Source organism: Mucilaginibacter polytrichastri, assembly GCF_001911425.1.
GTDB lineage: Bacteria > Bacteroidota > Bacteroidia > Sphingobacteriales > Sphingobacteriaceae > Mucilaginibacter > Mucilaginibacter polytrichastri.
In genome coordinates, this window is sequence record NZ_MPPL01000001.1 from 5,033,972 (window position 1) to 5,060,336 (window position 26,365).

The following is a 26,365-nucleotide window of genomic DNA, read 5'->3' on the forward strand; positions in this document are numbered from 1 at the left end:
ATTATAAAAGTAAAGATATTAATTATTTATTTTATTAGATATACCTGCATTACAAATAGCCACCTGCTGGGCTACGCGCTCTGCAATATTCAAAAACGCATCAGTCATTGGGTTATTATCCTGCAGCACTACAGGCTGCCCAGCATCGCCGCTTTCGCTAATGCTTTTTACCAATGGTATCTCTCCCAAAAACGGTGCCTCAATTTGCTCTGCAAGTTTTTGCCCGCCACCTTGTCCGAATATATAATATTTATTATCAGGCAACTCTGCAGGTGTAAAGTACGACATGTTTTCGATAACCCCTAATATGGGCACATTAATGGCATCCATCATAAACATACCAATACCCTTACGCGCATCGGCCAGGGCTACATTTTGTGGTGTAGTTACAATTACGGCCCCCGTAACCGGGAAGCTTTGCGTAACGGTAATATGAATATCGCCGGTACCCGGTGGCAAATCGACCACTAAATAGTCCAGTTCGCCCCAATCGGCATCATTAAACAATTGCTTTACCGCTGTAGATACCATTGGCCCGCGCCACGGCACCGGTTGATTTGGGTCTGTAAAGAAACCTATCGACAATAATTTAATTCCATATTTTTCAATGGGCTCTATGCGGGTTTTACCATTTACCTGCGAAGCCAATGGGCGTGCACCCTCCAGACCAAACATAATGGGTACAGAAGGGCCATATATATCTGCATCTATCAAGCCAACCTTAGCCCCTTTTTTAGCAAGCCCTAATGCCAAATTGGCTGCAACGGTTGATTTACCAACGCCACCCTTGCCAGATGCAACAGCGATAATGTTTTTAACCCCCGGTACACCAGTATTCTTTTGCGTAGTAACCTGCGAGGTCATATTGATGCTAACCTCAATTTCTTTACTTATAAAATGGCCAATAGCATTACGGCAGGCATTTTCTATTAAGGCTTTTAACGGGCAGGCCGGTGTTGTTAATATTACAGAGAAGCTAAGCTTGTTGCCGTCTATCTTAATATCCTGTATCATGTTTAAAGTAACCAGGTCCTTTTTCAGATCGGGTTCTTCTACATTGCCCAGGGCTTGCAGAACTTGTTCTTGGGTTATTATCATTATTTCTTTAAAAAAATCACGCAAATTTATAAAAACAGGCGGTGCTTGGGTTTGTTAGGAAATAAACTTTACTTCAAACCGTTTTGCACGAAGTAAGATTAGTTTTATGTTTGGTTAAATTTAACAGATGCATCGCCTCAATCCAAAATATATCCGTATAGCCGTTATCGTACTTGTTTTACTCCTAATAGTATTGCTTATTGGCGGCGCAGTTGCCTATTCAAAGCGCGAGGCTTTATTGCAAAAAGTGATTAGCAAAGCTAAGTCAAAAGCCCAGAGAGATTATAATTTAGATGTAAAAATAGGTTCTGCCCATTTTACAGGGCTTGCCACTGTGGCCTTTTCAGACATTACGGTAGTGCCTTACCAACGCGACAGTTTGCTTAAAATTAACAACTTTGAGGTAAGTGTTAAACTGCTGCCCCTCATTTTTGGTAATGTAAAGCTCTCTGATGTAAACCTGCAGAACGGTTACCTGAACCTCACCAGCAAAAAAGGCGTACGCAACTTTGACTTTTTGTTTAAAAAGAAGCGGGACTCTACCGCAACCAAATCAAAGGTTGATATGGCCGAACTGGCTAATAACCTGGTTAATGATGTATTATACAAAATACCGGATAACCTGAACTTGAAAAATTTCGCCATCACTTTTGCCGATGACAGTAACACGGTTAAAGTGGTTACTCCAACGGCAATTATTAAAAACGGTAATCTTAAGTCAACCATCAATATTAACAATGGCGAATCTACCTGGCATTTTGACGGCAAGATGCACCCATCCGATAAAAACATCGACATAAAGCTTTATGCCGATGGTAAAAAGGTGGAGTTGCCTTTAATAGAAAAGAAATTTAAGTTAAAGTTTAACTTTGATACCCTAACCACCAAACTAATTAAGGTAGAGCATAGCAGCGGCGAAACCAAAATATTCGCTTATACCTCTGTTCGCAATATGCTGATCAATCATGCCGCGCTATCGTCAAATGATATTGTGGTACCACAAGCCAGTATGGATGCCAACCTGTTTGTGGGCGAAAGCTCTGTATCGGTCGATAGCTCTTCTGTAATCCGCATTAAGGATATCGTGGCCAACCCCTATATTAAATACACGGTAAGGCCCAATAAAATCTATGAACTGAAAGTACATACCGGTTTTATCAATGCACAGGACATTTGGAACTCGTTTCCGCAGGGCATGTTCGAATCGCTGGAGGGAATGAAGGTGGCCGGTAAATTAAACTATAACCTTAACTTTTACCTCGATACATCAGACCCTGATAATGTAAAGTTTGATTCGCGTTTAGATAAAGACAATTTCAGGGTGCTAAGTTATGGCAAAACAGATTTCGACAAGCTGAACCACGCCTTTGTGTACACCCCTTACGAAAAAGGCAAGCCCATGCCGGCGCGTAATATCAGCCCCGAAAACCCGTATTACACACCCCTCGAAGATATTTCGCCCAATTTGCGTAACGCAGTAATGACTGCCGAAGACCCTTCCTTTTACCGCAACCACGGTTTTGTGGAAGAATCTATCAGAAAATCAATTGCCGAAGATTTTAAGGAAAAGAAGTTTAAACGCGGTGGCAGTACCATATCTATGCAATTGGTTAAAAATGCTTTTTTAAGCAGGCAAAAAACATTATCGCGCAAAATAGAAGAAACGCTGATTGTATGGATGATTGAGAATACCGGTATCATGACTAAAAACCGTATGCTGGAGGTTTACTTTAATATTATTGAGTGGGGCCGCAATGTGTATGGCATTGGCGAAGCATCTCACTATTATTTTGATAAAAAACCGGCCGATCTTAGCCTCGGCGAAAGTATTTTTCTGGCCAGTATTGTGCCTAAGCCCAAAGTGGGCTTGTATGCCTTTTTATCAGACGGTTCGCTTAACCCACGCTTGCATGGCTATTTTAATTTAATAGGCAAGCTAATGGCCAAAAACGGACTAACCAATCCCGACACGAGTGCCTATGGTTTTTACACCGTTAGGTTAAAAGAGAGCCTGCGCCCTGCCCCTGCTGTAGATAATAACCCGGCTGTTGTTGACAGCTTGATGAAACAAAATGGCGATGATGACCAAACCGGCATTGTACCAATACCGGTAGAGCCCGAACCCGAGAAAGAAAGCAAACCGGGATTTTTTAAACGGTTATTTGGCGGAGGTAAAAAAGATACGACCAAGAACGAAGCCATTGATACGGCTGCTATAAATAAGAAGCGCTTAAAGGAAGAAAAGAAAGAACAAAAACGCCTGGAAAAAGAACGCAGGAAATTATTGCACGAAAGAGGACTTTCATAGATTTACCTTTGGCTGACGATTTTAAATGTTTGAACATCTATGTTTGTTCAAACATTTAAAAATATACAAGTCATGCCATTAATTGAAACGCTTAGCTGGCGCTATGCCACTAAAAAATTCGACGCAAATAAAAAAATTCCTGCTGCTACTTTAGCGCAATTACTTGCAACAGTTCGCTTAGCACCATCTTCTTATGGTTTACAACATTACAAAATAATAGTTGTTGAAAACCCCGAAGTGCGCGAGCAATTAAAAGCTGCAGCTTATAGCCAAACTCAAATTACTGATGCATCACAAGTAATTGTTTTTGCTGCCGAAACTAAGCTAGACGAAGCTTATGTAAACAAATACTTAGACGAAGTTGTAAAAGTTAGGCATACAAGCCACGAAAGCCTTGAAGGCTACAAAGGCATGATGCTGGGCTCTATAAATGGCCTAACCGACGAGCAAAAAACTACATGGGCGCACAAACAAGCCTATATTGGTTTAGGTGTTTTAGTATCTGCTGCTGCAGAGCTGGGCATTGATACCTGCCCGATGGAAGGCTTTAGCGCCCCCCAATTTGATGAAATATTAGGTTTGAAAGAAAAGGGCTTAACTGCCTCTGTAATTGTAACCATTGGTTACCGCTCTGCCGACGATGTTACGGCTACTTTTGCCAAAGTACGCAAACCAGCCGAAGACCTTTTTATCCACGTATAATCGTTTTAATACGTTACCGCAAGAGCAATCTACGCTCTTACAGCAAAGGCGCTTAAAAGCGCCTTTGCTGTTTTAATTTACTCGGATGACTTTCGAATAAAGAGCTTTGATTTAAGCACGATATGCTTTTTAGGCACGTCAAGGTCTTTATTTTCCAGGGCTTCAAAAAATAGGGTGGCCGCTTTTACGCCCATTTCAAATGCGGGCTGGGTAATGGTTGATAATGCCGGGCTAAGCAAGGGTGCTATCCCCAGACTCGAAAAACTGATCAGCTTCAGATCGTTAGGGATAGAAACCCCCAGGGAATTACATACGTGGTAAGTAGCAAAGGCCAAACGCTCTACCGAGCAAAATATACCATCGGGTTTAGTTTCTTTAAGTACTTTGGTTAGTATTTTGGTATTTACCTTTTCATCATTACTACAATCAACAACCAGGTCATCATTAAAGGGTACTTTATGCTTTGCCAGTGCATCAACATAACCTTGCATACGGGTTTTACCGATAGAGATACTTTTGTTTACGACCAGGTAAGCAATTTTACGGCAGCCGGTTTGCAGTAAATGCTCGGTGGCGGCAAAGCTGCTGTCATAATCATTAGTGGTTACTTTAGCGGCATCTATATCTTCATATACCCTATCAAAGAAAACCACGGGGATATTCTTCTGGCGTAAATTATTTAAATATTTATGGTCGTTCCCCTCGCCGGATACCGACATGATAATGCCATCGACCTTACCATTATTGAGGTAGTTAACAAAAGATACTTCTTTTTCAAAAACATCATCGGTACGGTATAGCAAAATGTAGAACCCATGTTTTCGGGCTACCTCCTCTATGCCGTTTATAGCCTGCGCAAAAAAATCATTTGCAATTTCGGGAACAATAACGGCCAGGGTTTTAGTTTTTTTATCTCTTAAGTTACTGGCGTAGTGGTTCGGTAAAAAACTATGTTCACGAGCCATGGTTAAAATACGGTCTCTGGTATCCTTATTTATATCTGTACTGCCGTTAAATGCTCTTGAAATAGTAGACGTAGATAAATTCAATTCTTTAGCCAGTATTTTAATATTGATTTTATCCATTTAGCGCTCGTTACCGTTGAAACCCATCTCAGAATGTTGTGAATTAACAGCCAAATTTAATAGAAACATTTAGAAAGCCCGTACCTAAATGGTTGTAAATTAAAGCATCATCATATATTTTACATACGCTTATTTATTCATTTAATTGGCCTGGTTAATTTATTCATATTAGTATTAAACACTACATCAATATATTCATTTAATTAATAACGGTGTGGAAGTACCTATTAATCGAGGCTGGTAATAATGCGATGTACTATCCCCTCGGCATATACCGATGTTTTATTATTGGTTTCAAAAGGCACAATTATAATGGTAGACCATGGCGAAAGTGCTTTAAGTGGCAGGTCTTGTGTTACTTCCAGGGCAAACCATTGCTCTTTACCGTCCCAGGTTAAACGTAGTGCCTCCTCATTGTTTGACCATATCATATAGCGGCTAAAAAAAAGGGGGTCGTCGTGCTGCTCGTGTACGGGTTGGTAACGTTGTTTAATCAGCTTTTCGGTAAGGGCATCTCTTATTTGCAAATAGGTTTTTATGATAATTTCGGCTGGTTCCATATTATTATATTTTACAGTATTCATCAATCTTATGCAATAATCATTCCCATAAAAAGCAGCAAAAAAAGAAACCCCCGTGCACTCGCTGCTTGGGGGTTTCAACCTAAACCTTATCACAATAGCAAGCGCTGTGCACTTACTAAGAACAAACAACGTAAATTTTTTATTAACTGATGGTATCTAAGTATGATTATTTTGAAATCATTTTATTCATTTAAACCACAGTGATTTTTTTAAACTATTAAGCAATCTTTTTGTACCTATATTCCAGATTGTTGTAAACAATTTGCTAAATAGTGAAGTTGTCGTTCTGGTTTTTTGGGGCCGAATTTTTTAAAAATAATTGAGACTATTAATTATAAAACATTGCCGCATTTTAGATAAACAATTAAAACCTTACAGCTAGGATAATTATACATTTAGATGTTTTCTTTAATATATACTGCTATTCAGAAAAATTTTTCCTGAAACAGTAAATCTATTCCTATTATTTACATGCCCGGCACTACCTCGATTTACCGGGAGGCAATATTTACTTCGGTTAATGCCGCTTCAAATTATGCTTCGAATCTTTGTCGGTTCATCAAAATGAACAGCCAATTCATTATTTGTGCAGAATCCTTTAGGTTTCTTATAAGTTAACAAAAGAGCCCTTTGTTGTGGTTAATTCCACAATTAACATAACAGTTAATTATTGGTTATTAAAGATACTGTGAGTAACACTAGAGCCTTTACCTTACTCGCTTCTATACCAAATTCACCTGGTGCGCTTCTAAATTTCTGATATAAAGAACCCAGCCCCTCTAAAAGCATGGCATTATTATCAACACGGCAATACCTGTCAAACAACCGGTCGAGAGCTTTCCGCAATACGAACCTAAATCTTGTACAAAAACAATGATTAAATAGGGACGGATATCAATTGTAACTGATATAGCCGATGCCCGCAATCGATTGCGGAAATTGAGTTATATTAATATATTTACTAAGTTACAGCCTCTATATAAACCATGAAAAAGATCATCATTACATTCCTGCTCATTTTAGCGGCTTATTGCAGTGATGCGCAATACCAGGTTTCGCCTAACAAAAAAGGCAACGGATACTATTTAAATCCCATTTTTACGGGCGATTATCCTGACCCAAGCCTGCTGCGAGACGGAGATGATTATTATATCGTTCATTCGTCGTTTGAATATTACCCGGGCTTATTAATCTGGCATTCTAAAGATCTGATTAACTGGACACCCGTAACCCATGCACTGCATAAATATGTCGGATCGGTATGGGCTCCCGACTTGGTTAAATACAAGAATAAGTACTATATCTATTTTCCGGCTGGCACAACTACCTATGTGGTTACTGCCGATGCCATCGGCGGGCCGTGGAGCAATCCGTTAGATTTAAAAATCAACTACATTGATCCGGGGCATTTTACAGATGCGGCAGGTAAAAGGTACCTGTACTTTAATAATGGCGGTTACATACCACTGTCTGATGACGGCCTATCTGTAACCGGCGAATTTAAACAAGCCTACAGCGGCTGGAAAATACCGAGAGAATGGTCTATTGAATGTTTCTGCATGGAAGGCCCTAAAATGGTTAAGCATGGTAATTATTATTACCTCACTGTTGCCGAAGGCGGTACAGCCGGCCCGGCAACAAGCCATATGGTAATCTCAGCGCGGTCTAAATCTCCTTTCGGCCCATGGGAAAACTCCCCGCTCAATCCAATTATCAGAACAAAAGATCAGTCAGAAAAGTGGTGGTCACAAGGCCACGGTACTTTATTTGAAGCTGCCGGTGGCAAATGGTGGATGGTTTTTCATGGCTATGAGAACGGCTATTATAATATGGGGCGGCAAACCATGCTGGAACCAGTTGAATGGACTAAAGATGGCTGGTTTAAGATTCCCAAAGGAATTAAACCAGATATCCCGCTTTTAAAACCGTTTAAAGGGGAAGCTAATCACCCACTTTCGTTAAGTGATAATTTTCGTGATCGTGAACTGAAACCGCAATGGCAATCATTTGGCGAGTACGATACCACCCGGTTTCACACTACCGGCCAGGGTTTAACCATGCAAGCTAAAGGAAATTCTGTAGCCGAGAGCGCACCTTTGCTTTGCACGCCTTCCAATCATTCTTATATTGCCCAGGTAGAATTAGAAACCACCGGCGAGGCCGTTGGCGGGCTGGTGTTGTTTTACAGCAAGGCCATGTCTTCAGGCATTTTGGCTGATAAAGAAAACATCCTGGCTAACCTTAGGGGTTGGCAGTTTGTAACAGAAAAATCGGTTATTAAACGGCATGTGTTTCTACGCCTTAAAAAGGTCGCCAATACTGTTGATATGTATTATAGTTTAGACGGTAGCAAATGGCTCAAAATAGAAAACTCGTTAGAAGTTTCCGCCTTTCATCATAACGTACTCAGCGGCTTTATGAGTTTACGCCTGGGGCTGTGTGCGGTTGGCGAGGGTACGGTTACCTTCAAAAACTTTGTTTACACGCCATTAAAATAAGTATTGCCAAAAAAGTAGCATTATATTTAAATTAAAAAGCCTTTAAATCATAGATTTAAAGGCTTTTTAATACTTGGTATCGCTTTTTGTCGGGATGGCAGGATTCGAACCTGCGGCCTCCACATCCCAAATGTGGCGCGATACCGGGCTACGCTACATCCCGATTGGGCTGCAAAGATATAATTTAGATTAGCTTCTGAAAACTATAATGATGCTATTTTTTCATTTTTTAGCCGAGATCATTGGGTTTGAGCACACTCCTGTTTGATATAAATCTGATTATCAAGTTTTAGTAACAGAAAACTATCAGAATAATAAATCTATCGGTCTTCAAAATAAATTTATTTACGCCACCCAATGTAGAAAAACTAAAAACTCTATCTTCGATATTTTGTACAACCAAGCATATACTGCTGATTTTGAAACATGGCCAAAAACTATTTCTATAACTTATTGCTTACCCTGGCTAATTTGCTTTTCCCCGTATTAAGCTTTCCTTATGTTTCCCGTGTTTTAGGGCCCGAGGGTATCGGCAAGGTGCAGTTTGTTTTTTCTTTTGCGCAGTACTTTTCTATCATTGCCAGCATAGGTGTACCAATTTATGGCATGAAAGAAATTGCCCGCTACAAAGACGATATGCAGGGCCGCTCGCAGGTTTTTTCCGAACTTATTTCCATTCACTCTTTAATGTGCATCAGCCTTTCGCTCATATACCTGGTTGTTGTTTTCACTGTACCCTATTTTAGTACAAACAGGGAAATGTACCTTGGCGCCACCCTGCTTATATTGCTGGGCTTTACAGCTATAGAGTGGCTGTACAGTGGCATGGAAGAATTTAGGTCCATCGCCCTGCGCTCTGTTCTTTTTAAAGCCATTGGCCTTGCCCTGCTGTATACTTTTATTAAGAGCCGCAGCGATTACAGCTTATACCTTTATATCATGATTTTCTCTTTTTTGGGAAATAATATCCTGAGCCTGTTTTTAATTAAACACAAGGTAAAACTGGGGTTTACCAATTTACAGTTGCGCAAACACCTAATGCCCCTTATGTTTATTTTGGGCACAACACTGGCTGCAAGTATGTATACCGACATGGATACCGTGCTATTGGGCTTTTTATCCAACGATAAAACAGTAGGCCTGTACACCGCCGCAGTTAAGCTAAGTAAAATTGCCATACCTTTTGTAACCTCTATGGGCATAATCCTGATGCCCAAAATAGCTAAAGACTTTGCCGATAAAAACATGGCAGAAGTACAGCAAACGCTTAATCAAACCTTTCGGTTCATCGTGTTTTTTTCGGTGCCTGTTGTTTTTGGGCTGGCCTTGCTGGCGCCAGAGTTTATTGCTTTATTTTCGGGCAAGGCCTTCTTGGCAGCAGCAAATAGTATGCGCATCTTGTCTTTACTTCCTTTTATTATTGGCCTGGGGCACCTGTTCTTATTTTTGGTACTGGTACCAGCCGGTAAAAACCGGGAGATGTTTTTTTGTGTGTTGGGCGGGCTGGTTATAAGTTTAATACTTAATGTACTTTTAATTCCGCATTTTCAGGAAGTGGGTTCGTCAATTGCCAATATCTGTTCAGAAATTGTGGTTACCGGCTTGTACTTCTATTTTATCAATAAGCATTTCAAATTTACATACGGGTGGGTACTTATTTTAAAGGCGGCACTAAGCGCCCTGCTGTTTATTCCGATTATAATCCTCGTTCGTTATCTGTCACTAAAATTAATGTACTCTTTAAGTATCTCTGTTATTGGTTGTGCGGCTGTTTATTTAATTGTTCAGCTATTTGTATTCAAAAATAATTTTGTGTTTGATATTCTGAATTTTGTAAAGACCAAGTTTTCAAAAGTGGGGGTAAGCAAATGAAGATAACGGTTGCAATGGCCACTTATAATGGCGAAAAATACTTGGAGCAACAGCTCCAATCCATCCTTAACCAAACATTAAAGCCAACTGAAATTATTGTTTGCGATGATGTATCTACCGATGGAACGTTAGCTATCTTAAAAAAATATAAAGAGCAGGGGCTACTAAGCTATGTAGTTAATGATCGCCAACTGGGCTTAATAGACAATTTTAAGAAGGTGGTATCCTTTGCAGCAGATGAGAATTTCGTGGCATTATCCGATCAGGATGATGAATGGCTGCCAGACAAGCTGGAGATGTCGGCAGCGTTGCTCGAAAAAACAAACAACTCCAAAATTCCATGTATGGTTTATACAGATCTGATGCTCATAGATCAGAACGATACCATTCTTAACCGTTCTTTCCGCAATGAGCTCGGGCAGGATAAGTATCAGCATAACCTGCAAACCCTGCTGTTTGGTAACTTTGTAAACGGGTGTACCATGCTGATGAACCCCTGCCTCAAAAAGCTGTTTGCCAATATCCCCAAAAACGTGCGTTTAAACCATGATGGATGGATGGCATTAGCAGCTTTTACTTTTGGCAAAGCCGATGGCATTAATTTACCTTTGGTAAGCTATCGCAAACACCACAACAATGCCAGTATTGCTGCCGATACCAAACCCAGAAACCGGTATAGAAGCACAATGAACCAAATTTTAGATGCCGTTAAAGGCAACCACGATTTTTTATCCCCACAGTTCGAAACCGTGAGCCGGTTTTACGAGTATTATGAAAAAGAGATCCCGGCAGATAAACGGCAAATCTTCGAACGCTTTTTAAACCTTAAACACAAACCCTACTTATTTAAAAAGCTTGCCTTCGGGAAAATAGTCCGGCAGTTTAGCCTTAACAAATAGGCCTGTTACAGCAGCCTTTTACATTTAGCCACCAAGCCGGTTTCGTCATAAATAAACAGTTCGCCGCTTTTATCTACCATGTAAATTTCGTTAGGCCTTTCTAGGCTTACAAATTTATTACCGCTGGTTTTTAGCAAAGATGCTCCTGGTGCAATAGCCGGGTTATCATCTATATTGAGCTTTTTCTCGGTAAATGTAATCACCTGGATAAAAGTTTTTTTACCCTGGCTTACCAGTTCATAAGCAACCTGCTCCCCTTTTTCAGTTTTAATCTCTTCGTCAAGCCAAACGCCAATTAAATGGGTGCTATCCGTTTTAACAACCGAATCTTGTTTAACAGCTGCTTTATTGTCTATTGTATGTTGTTTGCATGATGCTATGCCTATGGCGGCACCAACTGCCATTATAATTATTGCGTTTTTCATATAGCCAACAAATATAGGCACTAACATTTCAAACCTGTATCCACAATTACAGTCATAACAGAAACGTTATAACAAAAATTAGTATTTTTATTTTTTTCGATACATGCACCAAGGCGGCAACTACCACTTATTGATAGAAAAAATAGACGTTTTTATCCGCCGATATTACGTTAATAAGCTGCTGCGTGGTTTAATTTTATGGGGGGCTGTTTTATTCACCGGTTATATTGTAGCCACCCTGTGCGAATACCTTGGCCACTTTACCACTTTTTTCCGCAGCCTTATTTTTTATGGTTTTATACTGCTTAACGTAGTAATAATTGTCAGGCTGATATTCCCGCCCTTAATGGCCTATTTAAAGCTAGGCAATACCATTAACCACGAGCAAGCTGCAGAAATTATAGGCCTTCATTTTACTGAAGTACAAGATAAGCTGCTTAACACCCTTCAACTTAAAGCCCAGGCCGATCAAAATCCATTGCACCGCCAGTTAATTGAGGCCAGCATCAATCAAAAGATAGAAACATTACAGCCTGTCCGCTTCCCTACCGCGGTTAATCTGCGCGAGAATATCAAACAACTTAAATGGGTTGCCGCCCCGGCAGCTTTAATATTAATACTGGCACTTGTTGCCCCGGCTATACTTACCGAAGGAACCCGCCGGCTGATAAAACATAACGAATACTTTGCGCCGGTAGCCACTTTTAAATTTGTAGTAGTAAATAATAAACTATCGGCCACACAAGGCGAAGATTTTAAACTCGACCTTAAGCTACAAGGCGACCAGTTGCCAACCGCTGTTTACATTGAAGCAGACGACCATACCTTTAAACTGGATAAGCAAAGCGCCACCAGGTTTAGCTATCAGTTTACCAATCTGCAACACAATACTACTTTTCATTTAAGCGGCGGCGGTTACACTTCAAACAAATACCAAATTATCATTAACGCCCGGCCATCACTTCTACATTTTGATGCCGCACTAACTTACCCTGCCTATTTACACAAGCAGAATGAGGTGATTAGCAATGTAGGCGACTTAAACATCCCGGCAGGCACCGCCGTAAGCTGGAAAATGCATACCCAGCATGCCGATCTGGTGCTTTTTTTGCTAAATGGCCACCTGCATCGGCTAAATCCATCCGCATCAGATGAATTTACTTACAGCGAGCGCATCCTTAAACCATCAGCATACACTTTAAAGCCTGTCAATGGGCAGGTTACCCGGACCGATTCGGCAAGCTATCATATTAACGTAATAGCCGATGAGCTACCAGCTATTGCTGCCGAGCAAAAGCAGGACTCCGTAAGTATGAAGACGCTGTATTTTAACGGCAAAATTCAAGACGACCATGGTTTTAGTTCGCTTAGGTTCCACTATATTGTAAAACCGGCTGAGCAAAATAGTAAAGCTGTGTCCTATTCTCAGCCAGTTAAGGCAGATCTTAGAAATACACAGTCTGATTTTTTTTATTATTGGAACCTAAAGGACCTGAAAGCTAAACCAGGCGACCATATCACGTATTACTTTGAAGTGGCAGACAATGACGGCGTTGCGGGGCCAAAATCTGCACGTACGCCCGCAAAGGAGCTGGATATGCCGACCGAACAACAAATTGCAACAGAATTAAATACCGGTACGCAACAGGTTAAGCAAAAAATGCAGTCGGCAGCCAAGCTCGCGGCACAACTGGAACGCGAGGCGCAACGCTTAAATCAAACCCTGCTTAATAAAGCATCCCTAAGTTTCGACGAAAAAAAGCAAGTTGAAGACCTGATGCAAAAACGGAAGGACTTAGATGCCCTCGTTAAAGAATTGCAGGATGATAATAAGAAGAACCTCTATAACCGCCAGCAAAACCAGCAACAGACCCAGCAGGTAACAGAAATGCAAAACCAAATGGATAAGCTATTGCAAAACCTGCTAGACCCTAAAACGCAGGAAATGATGCAAAAAATGCAGGAGATGATGCAACTGGAACAAAAAGACGCCACCCGCGAGCAGCTCTCTAACATGCAAACCGATAATAAGGATCTAAAAAAAGAACTGGACCGTATGCTGGAGCTTTATAAAAAAATGGAGTTCGATCAAAAGCTAAACCAAAATATTAACCAGCTGAATCAGCTGGCCGAGCAGCAGCAGAAACTGGCAGACCAGGCACAACAGCGAGGTGCCGATAAACAGGAGCTGCAACAACAGCAACAAAAAATTAAGCAGGATTTTCAGGATGTAAAAAAATCGTTGGAAGAATTGAAGAAATCTGCCGCGCAATTAGAAAACCAACCGAAGCTGGAAAACTCTGAGAAGGAGCAACAACAGATAGATCAGCAAATGGATAAAAGCTCGGAGGAGATCAGCAAAAACAATATGCAAAAGGCCTCTAAATCGCAAAAAGATGCTGCGCAGCAGATTACTCAATTAAGTAAGAAATTAAAGGACGATAATGACGAGAAAGAGGGCGAAGAAACTAATTTAAGTGCACAGCAATTACGCGAATTGTTAAAAAATCTCGTTAATAGTTCATTCGGCCAGGAAAAACTGATGCAAACATTCAAAGCTACCAGTGCATCAGACCCAAATTATGTAACACTTTCGCAGCAGCAAAAAGATATTAAAGATAATTTAAAAACAGCCGAAGATAGCCTCTACTCGTTAAGCAAGCGGGTTCCGCAGATACAATCAACAGTTAATGAAGAAATTAGCTCAATTAATGATCATATTAATAAAGCAATTGATAATTTAGGCGATCGAAGAACGGCAGAAGCAAACCGCAATCAGCAATATGCCATGACTTCTATGAATAATTTGGCACTGATGTTGAACGAAGTATTAGACCAATTGCAAAACGCGATGAAAAATGCAAAAGGCGGTAAAGGAAAATCAAAACAAAGTTTACAACAGTTGAGCCAGCTGCAGCAGCAGCTAAATAATAACATGCAAAAAATGCGCGACCAGCTGCAGCAGGGAAATAAAGGACAAAGCCAGCAGCAAGGCCAGAGCGAACAATTGGCCCGCATGGCGAGGCAGCAGCAGCTAATTAGGCAAGCAGTTGAACAATATGGCCGAAATGAGTTAAAGGATGGTAAAAATGGTTCGGGAAATTTGGATAAAATTGCAAAACAAATGGAACAAACCGAAAATGATCTCGTAAACAGACGTATTAGTGAGGAATCACTGAAACGGCAACAGCAGATCCAGACCCGGTTACTTGAGGCAGAGAAGGCACAGCAGGAACGTGAACAGGATAAACAACGCCAAAGCCTGGCAGGCAAACAGATGCCCCCCGGCTATATTAAAGCGTTGCAAAATTATCAGCAGCTAAAAGTAAAACAAACAGAACAGCTAAAAACTGTATCGCCGGACCTGAACCTGTACTACAAACAAAAAGTTAAAAAATATTTTGACCAATTAAATGGTAAATAGTATGCAAGAGGCCAATATTGGAGCCACTAAACTTTATACTTTACAACTACCGTCAAAACCGGGGAGTATTGTTGAGTTAGAAAATTTGATTGAAGATATCGCAGATACTTATCAAATAAGTGATGATACCTTTGCCAATATGATGACCTGCTTAAACGAGGTGGTTATGAATGCCATTGTACATGGCAATAAAATGGATGAAGGTAAAAAAGTGATTGTAAACGCCGAGATAGATCATAAACGTATTATTTGGACGGTTACTGATGAAGGCAGCGGCTTTGATTATAATAACCTCCCCGACCCTACCGCCGAAGAAAACCTGGAAAACCTAACCGGTCGCGGTGTTTTTATTGTTAAACAATTATCAGATCAGTGTATCTTTAACGCCACCGGAAACGAGGTTGAATTACACTTTAAAATATAATGCCCGCAGTTAATTTTTTTCAGGAAGAGGTAAGCTTTACATTAAAAGATAAGCTAAAGTTAAAAAAATGGATCACCGAGACTATTGTTGCCGAAGGTTACCAGCTAAAAGAACTTAATTATATTTTTTGCTCAGACGAGTATCTGCTCCAAATGAACCAGCAATACCTGGATCATGACACGTTAACAGATATTATCACTTTCGATAACTCTGAAATACCCGGTAAAATAGTTAGCGATATTTTCATCTCCATAGAACGCATTAGGGAAAACGCCAAAAAGTTTAATGTAACAGATATCCGCGAACTGCAACGGGTTATTATTCATGGTGCATTGCACCTGGTTGGTTATGGCGATAAAAAGCCTGCGGATAAAAAATTAATGACTGAAAAAGAAGACTTTTATCTGAATAAAGTTACATTTTAAATAGTTTAATTTGTATTAGTAAATCTCTAATACCCAACAAACCAACTATTAAAACACGATGAAAACATTAGCACTCGTATTTGCACTGCTGTTTATAACAGCGCCTGCATCTGTATTTGAATTTAAGCTGAAAAACATTGACGGCGGAAAGCTTTCGCTTGCAAAATACCGCGGCAAAAAAATCCTGATTGTAAACACTGCTTCAAAATGTGGCTTTACCAAACAGTATAAAGACCTGCAAACCCTGTCTGAGCAATATAAAGACAAAGTTACAGTAGTTGGCTTCCCTGCCAATAACTTTGGTGGCCAGGAACCCGGTACAGAGCAGGATATTAAAACCTTTTGCCACGACAATTTTAATGTAACATTCCCAATGAGCGGAAAGGTTAGCGTTTTAGGTTTAGATATTGATCCATTATTTCAATATTTAACCACTGCCCCTAACCCGGATTTTACAGGCGATGTAAAATGGAATTTCGAGAAATTCTTGATTGACGAAAACGGAAAATTAATTCACCGCTACCGATCACAAGTTACACCGCTTGATCCGCAGATCACCAAAGAATTATAATAAGAACTTATATATGAACAAGAAAGGCGCCTGGTGGGCGCCTTTCTTGTTTAGTTTTTCTACTGGTCTTTTGCTGCTTTATCTTGCTCTTTCTTCGCTTTTTTAGCATTATCTGCTTTCTGTGTCGAATCCTTTTTAGCTTGTTTCTGCAATTTCCTGAGCGAATCTTGTTTGGCCTTTTCTTTCTTTTTAAAGAAACCCCTTAGTAAAAAGTTGTTCTGTGCAGCTTTTAAATCTTCGTGCAGGGTAACGGTGCTGGCATTCACATTTTTAACAGTGGTGTGGGCTGCTGCAATGGTGTTTTCCATCTCCCGGGCCATTTTATCGTTATGTAAAAGGCGGCCTAATGTTCCCTTTCCCTGGTTAACATCTTCAAAAATGCCACTTAAACTACCGGTAATTTTTTCTGCGTTATCTGCTACCCTGGTTAGCTTAGCGATAATCTTGTCTATATCTACCGGGTTTACAGCAACCAACTCTCCGCCGTTATTAATTTCTTCGTGGCTGGTTATGCCGCCGGGGCTAATTACAATCAGTTTATCCCCCATTAGTCCATCGCTACCAATGCTCACTTTAGAGTCTTTTTTAATAAAGCGTTTTACATTATTGTTTAGAGTTAGGTCTACCTTAACGGTACTGTCAGATACAATATTAATGTCTTGCACTACGCCTACATTTATACCGGCAAAACGTACATTATTACCAACCATTAAGCCGTTTACATTTTTAAACGTGCCGCTTACGGTAAAGGTAGAGCTGAACATGCTTTTCTGATTCCCGATCAGAAATATGGCTAAAAACAAAACAACAAGCCCAATCACTACAAAGAGGCCTATTTTTATTTTTTGGGAAGATGTGGTTCTCATAATGTATCGCTAAAAAAAGATTTTACTAATTCGTTATCACTTTTCTGAAGTTCTTCAAAAGATCCTTCAGCTATATATACACCATCTTCCATTATCACAATATGGTCTGCCGTTATTTTAGCGCATTCCATATCATGCGTGATAATAATTGAGGTAGTTTTGTATTTTTTCTGTACCTGCAGTATCAGTTCACTGATCTCGCGCGAGGTTATCGGGTCAAGGCCTGTGGTTGGCTCGTCGTAAAGCATAATTTCCGGATTTACCACCAGTGTGCGCGCCAGCCCTATCCGTTTGCGCATTCCTCCCGATAGATCTGATGGCATTTTATCTCCTGCATCAGGCAATCCTACGCCTTCTAATGCTTCTTTTATCCGTTTGTCTATATCTGTTTGGTCTTTGAGCTTTAAAACCCTGGTAAGCGGGAATTCGAGATTCTCTTTAACCGTCATCGAATCATACAAAGCTGCACCCTGAAAAAGGAAACCAATTTTGGTTCTTAATTCTTTCAGTTCTCTATCGTTTAGTTCCGGTACTTCTTTTCCAAACACTTTTACAGAACCTCCGTCTGGTACCAACAAGCCTACAATACACTGTATGGTAACAGACTTGCCTTCTCCGGAACGGCCAAGAACAACCAGGTTTTCACTCTTTTTTACAACGAGGTTAATGTCTGTAAGCACTTTCTTTTCCCCAAAAGATTTCTGTAAGTCTGTAATCTCAATTACATTTTCACCGCCTCTTCTCAGGTCATCTTTTTCTATGTGATCCTTCTCTTTTTCCATTACTTGCTGTAAAATAAAATAGTGCTGATCTGTACCACAACCATGTCGATAAAAAAGATCCAAAGCGAAGCTGTAACCACTGCAGAGTTGGCTGCAACACCTACGCTTTCTGTACCTTTATTAGAATTATAGCCTTTATAGCAACCTACAAAGCCAATTGCAAAGCCAAAAAATATGCTTTTAATTAGTGCCGGTAAAAAGTCTGTAAAATCTAATGCGGCTATACATTTATTAAAATAGAGGAAAAAGCTGATCTTGTCTGTAAAGTTTAAAGCGATGTAGCCGCCGGTTAAGCCAATCACATCACCCATTATTGATAATAACGGCACCATTAAACTGGTTGCCAGTATGCGTGTAACTACCAGGTATTGCATCGGGTTTGCGCCAGATACATCCATGGCATCAATTTGTTCGGTAACCTTCATACTACCCAGTTCGGCACCTATACTCGATGCTATTTTGCCGGCGCATATAATGGCCGTAATTACCGGGCCAATCTCGCGGATAAAGGATACTGACAGGGTATGCGGCAGCATACTTTCTGCGCCAAAGGCAACCATGGTAGGCCGTAGCTGCAATATGAGTACTAAACCCATAATAAACGATGTGATGCCCACTAATGAAAACGACCGGTAGCCTATTTCATAACATTGGCGCACAAACTCCGACCATTCAAAGCCACCCGAGAAAATATTTTTGATGAACCGAGAGAAAAACACGCCCTGGTCCCCTACCGAATCCAGCCACTTTCTCCACCCGGTTAGTACTAACTGTTCTGCCATTAATTTGTTACTATTTGTTTCATTGTACAACTGTTGGATTCAAATTGTTTTTGGTTTAAAACATTGCCCCGGAAGCTGCACAGGTTAATTGGTTTAATTAAAGCAATTATCACATCGGTTTTGTTTTAAACACCTATAAATCGGGGTTTTAACTTGTTTTTTTGTCATTTTGTTTCATAACCAATGCCTTAGCCTAAACCACGCTTGTTTTTCATACTTTTGTATATATTATATGAGAAAAGCTATTATAGCAGGTGCAACGGGGCTGATAGGAAGTGAGCTGCTTAAAATACTTCTTGAATCATCTGATTATCAGGAAGTTATTTCTATATCCAGGCGGAAAATTCCTATACAGCATAAAAAGTTGGTTCAGCTTATTATCGATTTTGATGAGCTGGAAAAACATGCGCATGCCCTAAAAGGCGATGTGATATTCTGCTGTTTAGGTTCAACCCGTAAAAAAACACCTGATTTAGCAGTATACCGTAAAATAGACTATACCTACCCCCTGCAATTGGGCGAGATAGCAAAGACTAATCATATTAAACAATATCATTTGGTTTCGGCCCTTGGCGCCGATGTTAAGAGTTCTAACTTTTATACCAAAATGAAAGGTGAAACCGAAGCAGGCCTGGCGCATTTAAACCTGCCGTGCCTGCACATTTACCAGCCATCTCTTTTAACCGGCGACCGTAAAGAATCCCGCTCATTAGAGAAAATTTTTACTGGCGTAATGAAAGTTATAGATCCCTTACTTTTCGGCAGTTTAAAAAAATATAAAAGTATCCCCGCCGCTATTGTAGCACGGGCTATGTATAAACAATCATTAAAGTCCGAAACGGACTTATTTATCCATCCATCAGATCATATTAATAATTTAGCGTGAGTACATATTTATCAGGTGAAAACCTTGGCCATTCTTTTCATGACCGCTGGCTGTTCCGTAACATTACCATTGGCATTAACCGCGGCAGGCGCGTTGCATTAGTGGGTATTAACGGCGCTGGAAAATCTACATTACTAAAAATACTAGCCGGTGATCTGAACCCGATTGAAGGTAAAGCCGTGCGTGCAAAAGACTTGAACGTAAGCTACCTTAACCAAGACCCAAAGTTCGACAAGGATTATACTATCAGCGACTTTATCTTCAATGCCGATAATAAACAACAACAGTTAATTAAGCAGTATGAAGAACTGGTAGAGAATGACCCGGAAAACTACGATGCCATTAATAAACTGGCAGAAGAGTTAAGCGAGGCTGATGCCTGGGCTTATGAATACGAGATCAAGCAGATTTTAGGCCGTTTAGATATTCATCATCTTAACCAACGGATAGATACCCTATCGGGCGGACAAAAGAAACGTTTGGCACTTGCTGCCTTATTAATCCAGGATCCGGAAGTTTATCTGCTGGATGAGCCTACCAATCACCTGGACATTGATACCATTGAATGGTTGGAAAAAATGCTAACCAGCAGCGGTAAAACTATTGTAATGGTTACCCACGACAGATACTTTTTGGATAACGTTTGTAATGAAATTATCGAGATTGATAATGGCAAGCTTTTCCCCTATAATGGCAATTACCAATATTACCTGGAAAAGAAAGCAGAACGCGAAGCATCTGATGCAGCAACATTCCAAAAAAACACCAACCTCCTGAAAAAGGAATTGGAATGGATGCGCCGTATGCCACAAGCTCGTGGTACCAAATCAAAGGCGCGTCAAGATGCTTTTTATGATCTGGAAGATAGGACTAAGAAAACTACTCACGAAAAGGTGCAGTTAAGTTTAAAAACATCACGCCAGGGAAATAAAATTATCGAGATTGACCACCTGACCAAATCATTTCAGGGCCGTAAGGTTATTGATAATTTCAACTACGTATTTAAAAAAGGCGACCGCATTGGTATTGCCGGTAAAAACGGTAGCGGTAAATCAACCTTGTTAAATTTATTAACCGCTAATATTTTGCCAGACGAAGGTGAAGTAGCCAAAGGTGAAACTACGGTAATGGGATACTTTCACCAGGGAGGTATTACCTTTAACCCGGATGAGCGCGTAATTGACATTGTAAAAAATGTAGCCGAGTTTATCCCGATGGCTGATGGTAAAACCATCACAGCTTCGCAATTACTTACCCAATTCCTGTTCCCCCCTATTAAACAGTTTGGCTTTGTAACCAACCTAAGCGGTGGCGAGAAGAAACGACTACAACTGATGCGCATCCTGATGCAGAATCCTAATTTTCTGATACTGGATGAGCCCACCAATGACCTGGATATTGATACGCTTAATGTACTCGAAGAATTTTTGATGAATTATACCGGTGTGTTATTGCTGGTATCGCACGATAGGTATTTATTGGATAAATTGGTTGATCAACTTTTCATATTAGACGGTACCGGCCAAATTAATATTTACAATGGCAACTATTCATCGTGGCGTATTGATTTGGAAGAAGCGAAAGCAGATGCCAAGAAAGCACCAGTAGCTTCCCCTATACCGGCAAAACCGGTTGAAAATAAAACCAGCAAAAAAAGCTTTAAAGAACTTAAGGCAATTGAAGACCTGGAAAAAGAGATTGCGGCTACCGAAGCTGAAATAAAACAACATACGGTTACGTTAAACTCCGGTAGTCTAAACCATCAGGAGCTTACCGAAACAGCAAGAATAATACAACAATTAACAGACAAGCTTGATGAGAAATCATTAAAATGGCTGGAGCTTTCTGAAAACTAAAGAGCAATGACATTACCAGACTTTTTAGCTTCTACAGGTGTTATTATCCTATTAATAGCTTTTTTGCTTAACATGTATAAGAAGCTAACTGCTCAAAGTAAAGCATATACTTTTATGAATTTTATTGGTGCAGTTTTATGTTGCACCTCATCTATATTAATTAAATTTTATCCTTTTGTCGTACTAGAAGCCATTTGGGCCATATTCGCCCTATTGTCATTATTCAATGTTCCACGTGGAACATCGCGCGATAAGAGTTAATTTTGTAACTATGTTCCACGTGGAACATCAACATTATGTTTAAAAAATACGATGTTATAGTAGTAGGCGCAGGGCACGCCGGCTGTGAAGCCGCTGCTGCCGCTGCCAACATGGGTTCATCTGTACTATTGGTAACCATGAATATGAACACCATTGCCCAGATGAGCTGTAACCCTGCCATGGGCGGAGTTGCTAAAGGGCAAATAGTGCGCGAAATAGATGCATTGGGTGGATACTCTGGTATTATTGCTGATAAAACTACCATCCAATTCAGAATGTTGAACCTATCTAAAGGCCCTGCCATGTGGAGCCCTAGGACACAGAATGACCGCATGCGCTTTGCAGAAGAGTGGCGCCTGGCATTAGAGCGTACACCCAATGTAGACTTTTGGCAAGATATGGTAAGTGGGCTTATTGTAAAAGACGGTAAAGTTTGCGGCGTTAAAACATCTATAGGTGTAGAGATAGAAGGCGAATCTGTAGTATTAACTAATGGCACCTTTTTAAACGGCACTATACATATAGGTGAAAAACGTTTTGGCGGTGGCCGTACCGGCGAAAAAGCCGCTACCGGATTAACCGAGCAATTAGTAGAGCTAGGCTTTGAAGCTGGGCGAATGAAAACCGGTACCCCCCCTCGTGTAGATGGGCGAAGTTTAGATTATAGTAAAATGGAAGAACAATGGGGCGATGAAAACCCCGGCCGCTTCTCTTACACCGATGTAGCAATACCTACAGAAAAACGCTGCTGCTGGATCACCTATACCAATAGTGAAGTACACGAAACATTAAAAGAAGGTTTCGAAAAATCGCCGATGTTTACAGGCCGTATTAAAGGTTTAGGCCCAAGATATTGCCCGTCGATAGAAGATAAGATCAATCGTTTTGCAGAGCGCGAACGCCACCAGATATTTGTAGAGCCTGAAGGTTTTAATACAGTAGAGATTTATGTAAATGGTTTCTCTACTTCTTTACCTGAAGACGTACAATACCGCGCCTTGAAAAAAATACCTGGCTTTGAAAATGTTAGGATGTTTCGCCCGGGTTATGCCATTGAGTACGACTTCTTCCCTCCTACCCAACTAGGTTTAACACTCGAAACCAAGCTGATTAAAAACTTATTCTTCGCCGGGCAGATCAACGGTACCACCGGTTACGAAGAAGCTGCGTCGCAAGGTTTAATGGCCGGTATTAATGCACACCAAAATGTACATAACAAAACGGCAGTAATCCTTAAAAGATCTGAATCATATATCGGTGTATTAATAGATGACCTGGTAACTAAGGGTACAGAAGAACCATATCGTATGTTTACCTCCAGGGCAGAGCATCGTTTGTTGTTAAGACAAGATAATGCTGACGTACGCCTAAGCCCGTTGGGTTATGAGCTGGGTTTAATAAATGAAGAACGACTGGAAAAAGTAAAACAGAAAATAAAAAACTCTGATGATATTGTAGCTTACACCAAAAGTAAATCGGTAGAACCTGCTGCAATAAATGCTTTATTAGAAACGTTAGGTACAAGCCCGCTTTCTCAGAATGCTAAAATGTTTGCGTTACTAAGTCGTCCGCAAATTTCATTTACTGATCTGGTTAAAGCAGATCAGTCGCTGGCCGAACTATTATCTGCTTACGATCAGGATACCGTTGAGCAGGCAGAGATTAAGATCAAATATGAAAGCTATTTTGAAAAAGAACTGGAGATTGTTGCCCGGATGAAAAAAATGGAAGACAACGAGATCAACCCTGAATTCAATTATCAGCAGTTGGTTTCACTTTCAAAAGAAGCGCGCGAAAAATTAATGAAGATAAAACCAAGAACATTAGGCCAGGCTTCCAGAATATCCGGAGTTTCACCTTCAGATATCTCTGTTTTAATGGTACACATGTCCAGATAAATATAAAATACTGATTATCAATTAATTATAAAATATCTAATTAGATCAATTATTTTTAATTTTTAATATCAGTAATCATAAAAATATAAAAATCGTTTATAACGCTTAAAAATGCCCTTAAATAAAAAACAGGCTTTTTTGCCTACTTTTTTTCTATCGTTGATTATCATATTAACAATTTTTGGCTGTGCAAGCGTTCAACGGCCTACCGGTGGTCCGCGAGATCGTACCCCGCCAAAATTGTTGAAGGCAACGCCCGCAAACATGACACGAAACTTTGCAGCCAAAAGTGTGACGCTGGAGTTTGATGAATATTTTAAACTGACTAATCAATATTCGGAGATCACTGTAAGCCCGGCTATGGAAAGAGCCCCGGAATACAAGGTCCGTCAAAAAAGTTTAGTGATAGATTTTAGGGATACCCTGCATAAGAATACCACTTACGTTATAAACTTTGGTAAAGCTATAGCTGATGTGAATGAAGGAAATCTTTTGAAAAACTTCACTTATGTTTTTTCTACCGGTGCACATATTGATTCGCTTACCGTATCCGGAAATTTAACCAATACAGATACACAGGAAAAAGAGAAGGATGCAACAGTGATGTTATTTCCGCTGAGCCAGGATAGTATTATGTTTGGTAAAAAGAAACCCAGTATTTATGCCACAACAGATTCGGCCGGTAATTTTACATTAAGCAATTTACATGATGGCAATTACCGCATTTATGCTTTGAAAGAAGCAAGCCCCGATAAAATTTATAACAACGACCAGGAGTTAATTGCCTTTTTAAAAGAGCCCATCCATTTAAATAAGGATACCTCCAATATTTCCCTTCGGTTATTTAAACAAACCCCGGATAAATTCAGGTTGATAGATAGGCGCTTTGACCCGGACGGTAAAATGTTTTTTAGTTTTAACAAACCACTTAAAGATCCATCTATAAAAATAACCTACCCTGCCGGGATAGATGAAAGTAAATATGTTGATTTTGGGAAAACCAATGATACGGCTATGGTTTACCTAAAGAGTATGGATTTTGACTCGATACGGATTGCCTTCTTTGATAATAAAAAAACCCTGGATACTATTTACCTTCGCAAGGGCCGCAAAGAAACCTTTATGCGTAATATTGCCTTTAAATACAATATAGATGGCAACGGGCTGTTACAACCTGGTAAAGATTTACTAATTACCTCTAATTTACCGATAGATAATTTCGACCCCGCATTAGTAGCGCTCACAGAAGATTCGGCCCAGGTAAATTTTACGTTGTTTAAAGACCCTAATAATCCAAAACTTATTGCTTTAAAATATCGCTTTAAACAGAAGGCAAACTACCAGCTTGCCTTAAATGAGTTTGCTTTTACAGATTTATATGGCGATAAAAATAAGAAGTCTATCAAAAAGTTTGTCCTTAATAAAACGGAGAACTATGGCACATTAACTATCAAATTAAGCGTGCCAGATACTTCAAAAGCATATGTGGTACAAATATTGAACAGTGAAAAGCAGCTCCTTAAAACGGCTACTTTTACTAAAAATACATCTGTTGTATTAAAAGATTATTTAACAGGTAAATATAAAGTCCGTATTATTTATGACAGTAACCGCAATGGGGTATGGGACAGCGGATCTGTAAAAAAAGGAATACAGCCCGAAAGAATATGGCTTTACACCAAAGACATTAATTTAAGAGCTAATTGGGAAACGGAAGAATCATTAGAGATACCAAACGAATCTACCCTTCCTTAAACCAACTCGAATACAGGATATAATTATCCGGAAGTTTATTCAATAAAGCCATTTGCTCTTCAGTAAGTGGCTTTATTTTTTTAGCGGGAGTTCCGGCATATAAATAACCGGTTTCGCAAATTGTATTCTCCAATACAACAGATCCTGCCCCAATAATAACATAAGGGTTCACTACGGCATTATCCATTACAATAGCGCCCATACCAACCAAAACATGATCGTGCAGGGTACAGCCGTGCACGATAGCGTTGTGGCCTACGGATACATAGCTTCCAATAGTCGTGGCAGCTTTTTGATAAGTGGCATGAATAACTGCACCATCCTGAATGTTAGTATTATTACCTATATGGATATAGTTAACATCGCCCCTAATCACCGCATTAAACCATACAGAACAGTTATCGCCCATAATAACATCGCCTACAATAGTGCAGTTATCGGCAATAAAGCAATCTTTACCCCATGCGGGGCTTTTATCTTTTACAGGTAGTATTAAAGGCATATCAATTTATTTTTTATTTTTATCAAAAATTAAGCGGAAATAGCTCAGCTGGTAGAGCATCAGTTTCCCAAACTGAAGGTCGCGGGTTCGAACCCCGTTTTCCGCTCCAATTATTTACTTTAACATGTTATCCGATCGTGGATTCTTAGTTTCTTTTTCCTAATTTTCTTATTCGCTAAAGATTAATAATATCTAAAATAATTACCAAAACTATGGCAGGCACTATTTTCTTTCATTTTCTATTTCTCTTATAACAAACTGAGCTTCTTCCGGATACTCTTTAATAATAGTAAGAGCTCTATTTAACTCAAAATCTCCCCAGTTAGAAAACTTGTCTCTGTAAAAATTTATAGATTTTTCCCTTGATTTGATCCTATCTTCTTCAGTCCCATTTAACAACGTATCTAATAAAAATATTATAAAATTTCTATTAAAAATAACGTAGCCTATAAATAGTACTAA

General features: G+C 39.9%; 23 protein-coding genes and 2 tRNA genes. 15 read left to right on the top strand and 10 right to left on the bottom strand.

Annotation, left to right across the window (positions count from 1 at the left end; genetic code table 11):
• Positions 1 to 18 precede the first annotated feature (18 nt).
• On the bottom strand, positions 19 to 1,098 hold the full coding sequence (locus RG47T_RS21680) for an Mrp/NBP35 family ATP-binding protein (protein ID WP_171972578.1): 1,080 nt from the start codon (positions 1,096 to 1,098) through the stop codon (positions 19 to 21).
• Positions 1,099 to 1,225: 127 nt separating this feature from the next.
• Between RG47T_RS21680 and RG47T_RS21685 the strand changes: the two genes are divergently transcribed.
• On the top strand, positions 1,226 to 3,406 hold the full coding sequence (locus tag RG47T_RS21685; RefSeq protein ID WP_074491683.1) for a biosynthetic peptidoglycan transglycosylase: 2,181 nt from the start codon (positions 1,226 to 1,228) through the stop codon (positions 3,404 to 3,406).
• A gap of 72 nt (positions 3,407 to 3,478) precedes the next feature.
• Positions 3,479 to 4,108: a nitroreductase family protein gene (locus RG47T_RS21690; protein ID WP_074493651.1), complete on the top strand. Its 630-nt coding sequence runs from the start codon at positions 3,479 to 3,481 to the stop codon at positions 4,106 to 4,108.
• A gap of 77 nt (positions 4,109 to 4,185) precedes the next feature.
• Here RG47T_RS21690 and RG47T_RS21695 read toward each other — a convergent pair whose 3' ends face one another.
• Together RG47T_RS21695 and RG47T_RS21700 are read right to left on the bottom strand one after the other, a co-directional pair.
• Entirely contained in the window at positions 4,186 to 5,193 is a 1,008-nt protein-coding gene (locus RG47T_RS21695) for a LacI family DNA-binding transcriptional regulator (RefSeq protein WP_074491685.1), read from the bottom strand.
• Between the two features lie 227 nt (positions 5,194 to 5,420).
• Positions 5,421 to 5,753, bottom strand: coding sequence for a hypothetical protein (locus RG47T_RS21700; protein WP_139235689.1), 333 nt, complete (start codon positions 5,751 to 5,753; stop codon positions 5,421 to 5,423).
• 1,010 nt (positions 5,754 to 6,763) lie between these two features.
• On the opposite strand from RG47T_RS21700, the gene RG47T_RS21705 reads away from it, so the two are divergent.
• Positions 6,764 to 8,275 carry a family 43 glycosylhydrolase gene (locus RG47T_RS21705; protein ID WP_074491689.1) on the top strand — a complete coding sequence of 504 codons (1,512 nt, stop codon included), beginning with the start codon at positions 6,764 to 6,766 and terminating at the stop codon, positions 8,273 to 8,275.
• Between the two features lie 89 nt (positions 8,276 to 8,364).
• Here RG47T_RS21705 and RG47T_RS21710 read toward each other — a convergent pair.
• Positions 8,365 to 8,438 (bottom strand) — tRNA-Pro (locus tag RG47T_RS21710).
• A 263-nt stretch (positions 8,439 to 8,701) separates the two neighbouring features.
• Between RG47T_RS21710 and RG47T_RS21715 the strand changes: the two genes are divergently transcribed.
• Together RG47T_RS21715 and RG47T_RS21720 are read left to right on the top strand one after the other, a co-directional pair.
• The gene (locus RG47T_RS21715) at positions 8,702 to 10,147 is read left to right on the top strand and encodes a flippase (RefSeq protein WP_074491691.1); all 1,446 of its coding nucleotides are present in this window, start codon (positions 8,702 to 8,704) and stop codon (positions 10,145 to 10,147) included.
• Positions 10,144 to 11,046 (top strand): glycosyltransferase family 2 protein, encoded by a 903-nt coding sequence (locus RG47T_RS21720; RefSeq protein ID WP_074491693.1) that lies wholly within the window; start codon positions 10,144 to 10,146, stop codon positions 11,044 to 11,046. Before RG47T_RS21715 ends, RG47T_RS21720 begins: the two co-directional genes overlap by 4 nt.
• A 5-nt stretch (positions 11,047 to 11,051) precedes the next feature.
• Here the strand turns inward: RG47T_RS21720 and RG47T_RS21725 are convergent, their stop codons facing one another.
• Entirely contained in the window at positions 11,052 to 11,471 is a 420-nt protein-coding gene (locus RG47T_RS21725) for a hypothetical protein (RefSeq protein WP_139235690.1), read from the bottom strand.
• A gap of 103 nt (positions 11,472 to 11,574) precedes the next feature.
• On the opposite strand from RG47T_RS21725, the gene RG47T_RS21730 reads away from it, so the two are divergent.
• The 4 genes from RG47T_RS21730 to RG47T_RS21745 are packed head-to-tail and all read left to right on the top strand — an operon-like array spanning position 11,575 to position 16,315.
• Entirely contained in the window at positions 11,575 to 14,895 is a 3,321-nt protein-coding gene (locus tag RG47T_RS21730) for a DUF4175 family protein (RefSeq protein ID WP_074491698.1), read from the top strand.
• 1 nt (position 14,896) lies between these two features.
• A complete protein-coding gene (locus tag RG47T_RS21735) occupies positions 14,897 to 15,319 on the top strand; it encodes an ATP-binding protein (RefSeq protein WP_074493652.1) in 423 nt (140 codons plus the stop codon).
• Positions 15,319 to 15,744 carry an rRNA maturation RNase YbeY gene (gene ybeY / locus RG47T_RS21740; protein ID WP_074491700.1) on the top strand — a complete coding sequence of 142 codons (426 nt, stop codon included), beginning with the start codon at positions 15,319 to 15,321 and terminating at the stop codon, positions 15,742 to 15,744. The genes RG47T_RS21735 and ybeY overlap by 1 nt, the downstream gene beginning before the upstream one ends.
• A gap of 58 nt (positions 15,745 to 15,802) precedes the next feature.
• Positions 15,803 to 16,315, top strand: a complete 513-nt coding sequence (locus RG47T_RS21745; protein ID WP_074491702.1) for a glutathione peroxidase — start codon at positions 15,803 to 15,805, stop codon at positions 16,313 to 16,315.
• A gap of 59 nt (positions 16,316 to 16,374) precedes the next feature.
• Here RG47T_RS21745 and RG47T_RS21750 read toward each other — a convergent pair whose 3' ends face one another.
• Genes RG47T_RS21750 through RG47T_RS21760 form a run of 3 tightly spaced genes read right to left on the bottom strand, consistent with a single transcriptional unit; the run spans position 16,375 to position 18,745 of the window.
• Complete coding sequence (locus tag RG47T_RS21750; RefSeq protein WP_074491704.1) at positions 16,375 to 17,181, bottom strand: MlaD family protein; 807 nt, start codon at positions 17,179 to 17,181, stop codon at positions 16,375 to 16,377.
• Positions 17,178 to 17,963 carry an ABC transporter ATP-binding protein gene (locus RG47T_RS21755; RefSeq protein ID WP_074491706.1) on the bottom strand — a complete coding sequence of 262 codons (786 nt, stop codon included), beginning with the start codon at positions 17,961 to 17,963 and terminating at the stop codon, positions 17,178 to 17,180. Before RG47T_RS21755 ends, RG47T_RS21750 begins: the two co-directional genes overlap by 4 nt.
• Complete coding sequence (locus RG47T_RS21760; protein ID WP_074493653.1) at positions 17,963 to 18,745, bottom strand: MlaE family ABC transporter permease; 783 nt, start codon at positions 18,743 to 18,745, stop codon at positions 17,963 to 17,965. The genes RG47T_RS21755 and RG47T_RS21760 overlap by 1 nt, the downstream gene beginning before the upstream one ends.
• 232 nt (positions 18,746 to 18,977) lie before the next feature.
• Here RG47T_RS21760 and RG47T_RS21765 point away from each other — a divergent pair, with 232 nt between their 5' ends.
• The 5 genes from RG47T_RS21765 (at position 18,978) to RG47T_RS21785 (ending at position 25,401) form a co-directional block, all read left to right on the top strand.
• A complete protein-coding gene (locus RG47T_RS21765) occupies positions 18,978 to 19,631 on the top strand; it encodes an NAD(P)H-binding protein (RefSeq protein WP_074491708.1) in 654 nt (217 codons plus the stop codon).
• Positions 19,628 to 21,487 (top strand): ribosomal protection-like ABC-F family protein, encoded by a 1,860-nt coding sequence (abc-f, locus tag RG47T_RS21770; protein WP_074491711.1) that lies wholly within the window; start codon positions 19,628 to 19,630, stop codon positions 21,485 to 21,487. The genes RG47T_RS21765 and abc-f overlap by 4 nt, the downstream gene beginning before the upstream one ends.
• Before the next feature lie 6 nt (positions 21,488 to 21,493).
• Positions 21,494 to 21,748, top strand: a complete 255-nt coding sequence (locus RG47T_RS25825; protein WP_074491713.1) for a CBU_0592 family membrane protein — start codon at positions 21,494 to 21,496, stop codon at positions 21,746 to 21,748.
• Positions 21,749 to 21,783: 35 nt separating this feature from the next.
• Complete coding sequence (gene mnmG / locus RG47T_RS21780; protein ID WP_074491715.1) at positions 21,784 to 23,646, top strand: tRNA uridine-5-carboxymethylaminomethyl(34) synthesis enzyme MnmG; 1,863 nt, start codon at positions 21,784 to 21,786, stop codon at positions 23,644 to 23,646.
• 111 nt (positions 23,647 to 23,757) lie between these two features.
• Positions 23,758 to 25,401 carry an Ig-like domain-containing domain gene (locus RG47T_RS21785; protein WP_074491717.1) on the top strand — a complete coding sequence of 548 codons (1,644 nt, stop codon included), beginning with the start codon at positions 23,758 to 23,760 and terminating at the stop codon, positions 25,399 to 25,401.
• On the opposite strand, the gene RG47T_RS21790 is transcribed toward RG47T_RS21785, so the two are convergent.
• Positions 25,388 to 25,903: a gamma carbonic anhydrase family protein gene (locus tag RG47T_RS21790; RefSeq protein WP_074491719.1), complete on the bottom strand. Its 516-nt coding sequence runs from the start codon at positions 25,901 to 25,903 to the stop codon at positions 25,388 to 25,390. The two genes, RG47T_RS21785 and RG47T_RS21790, sit on opposite strands and share 14 nt — an antisense overlap.
• A gap of 33 nt (positions 25,904 to 25,936) precedes the next feature.
• On the opposite strand from RG47T_RS21790, the gene RG47T_RS21795 reads away from it, so the two are divergent.
• Positions 25,937 to 26,012 (top strand) — tRNA-Gly (locus RG47T_RS21795).
• A 113-nt stretch (positions 26,013 to 26,125) separates the two neighbouring features.
• On the opposite strand, the gene RG47T_RS26485 is transcribed toward RG47T_RS21795, so the two are convergent.
• On the bottom strand, positions 26,126 to 26,365 hold a 240-nt coding region (locus tag RG47T_RS26485; RefSeq protein ID WP_216351087.1), incomplete at its 5' end, for a hypothetical protein.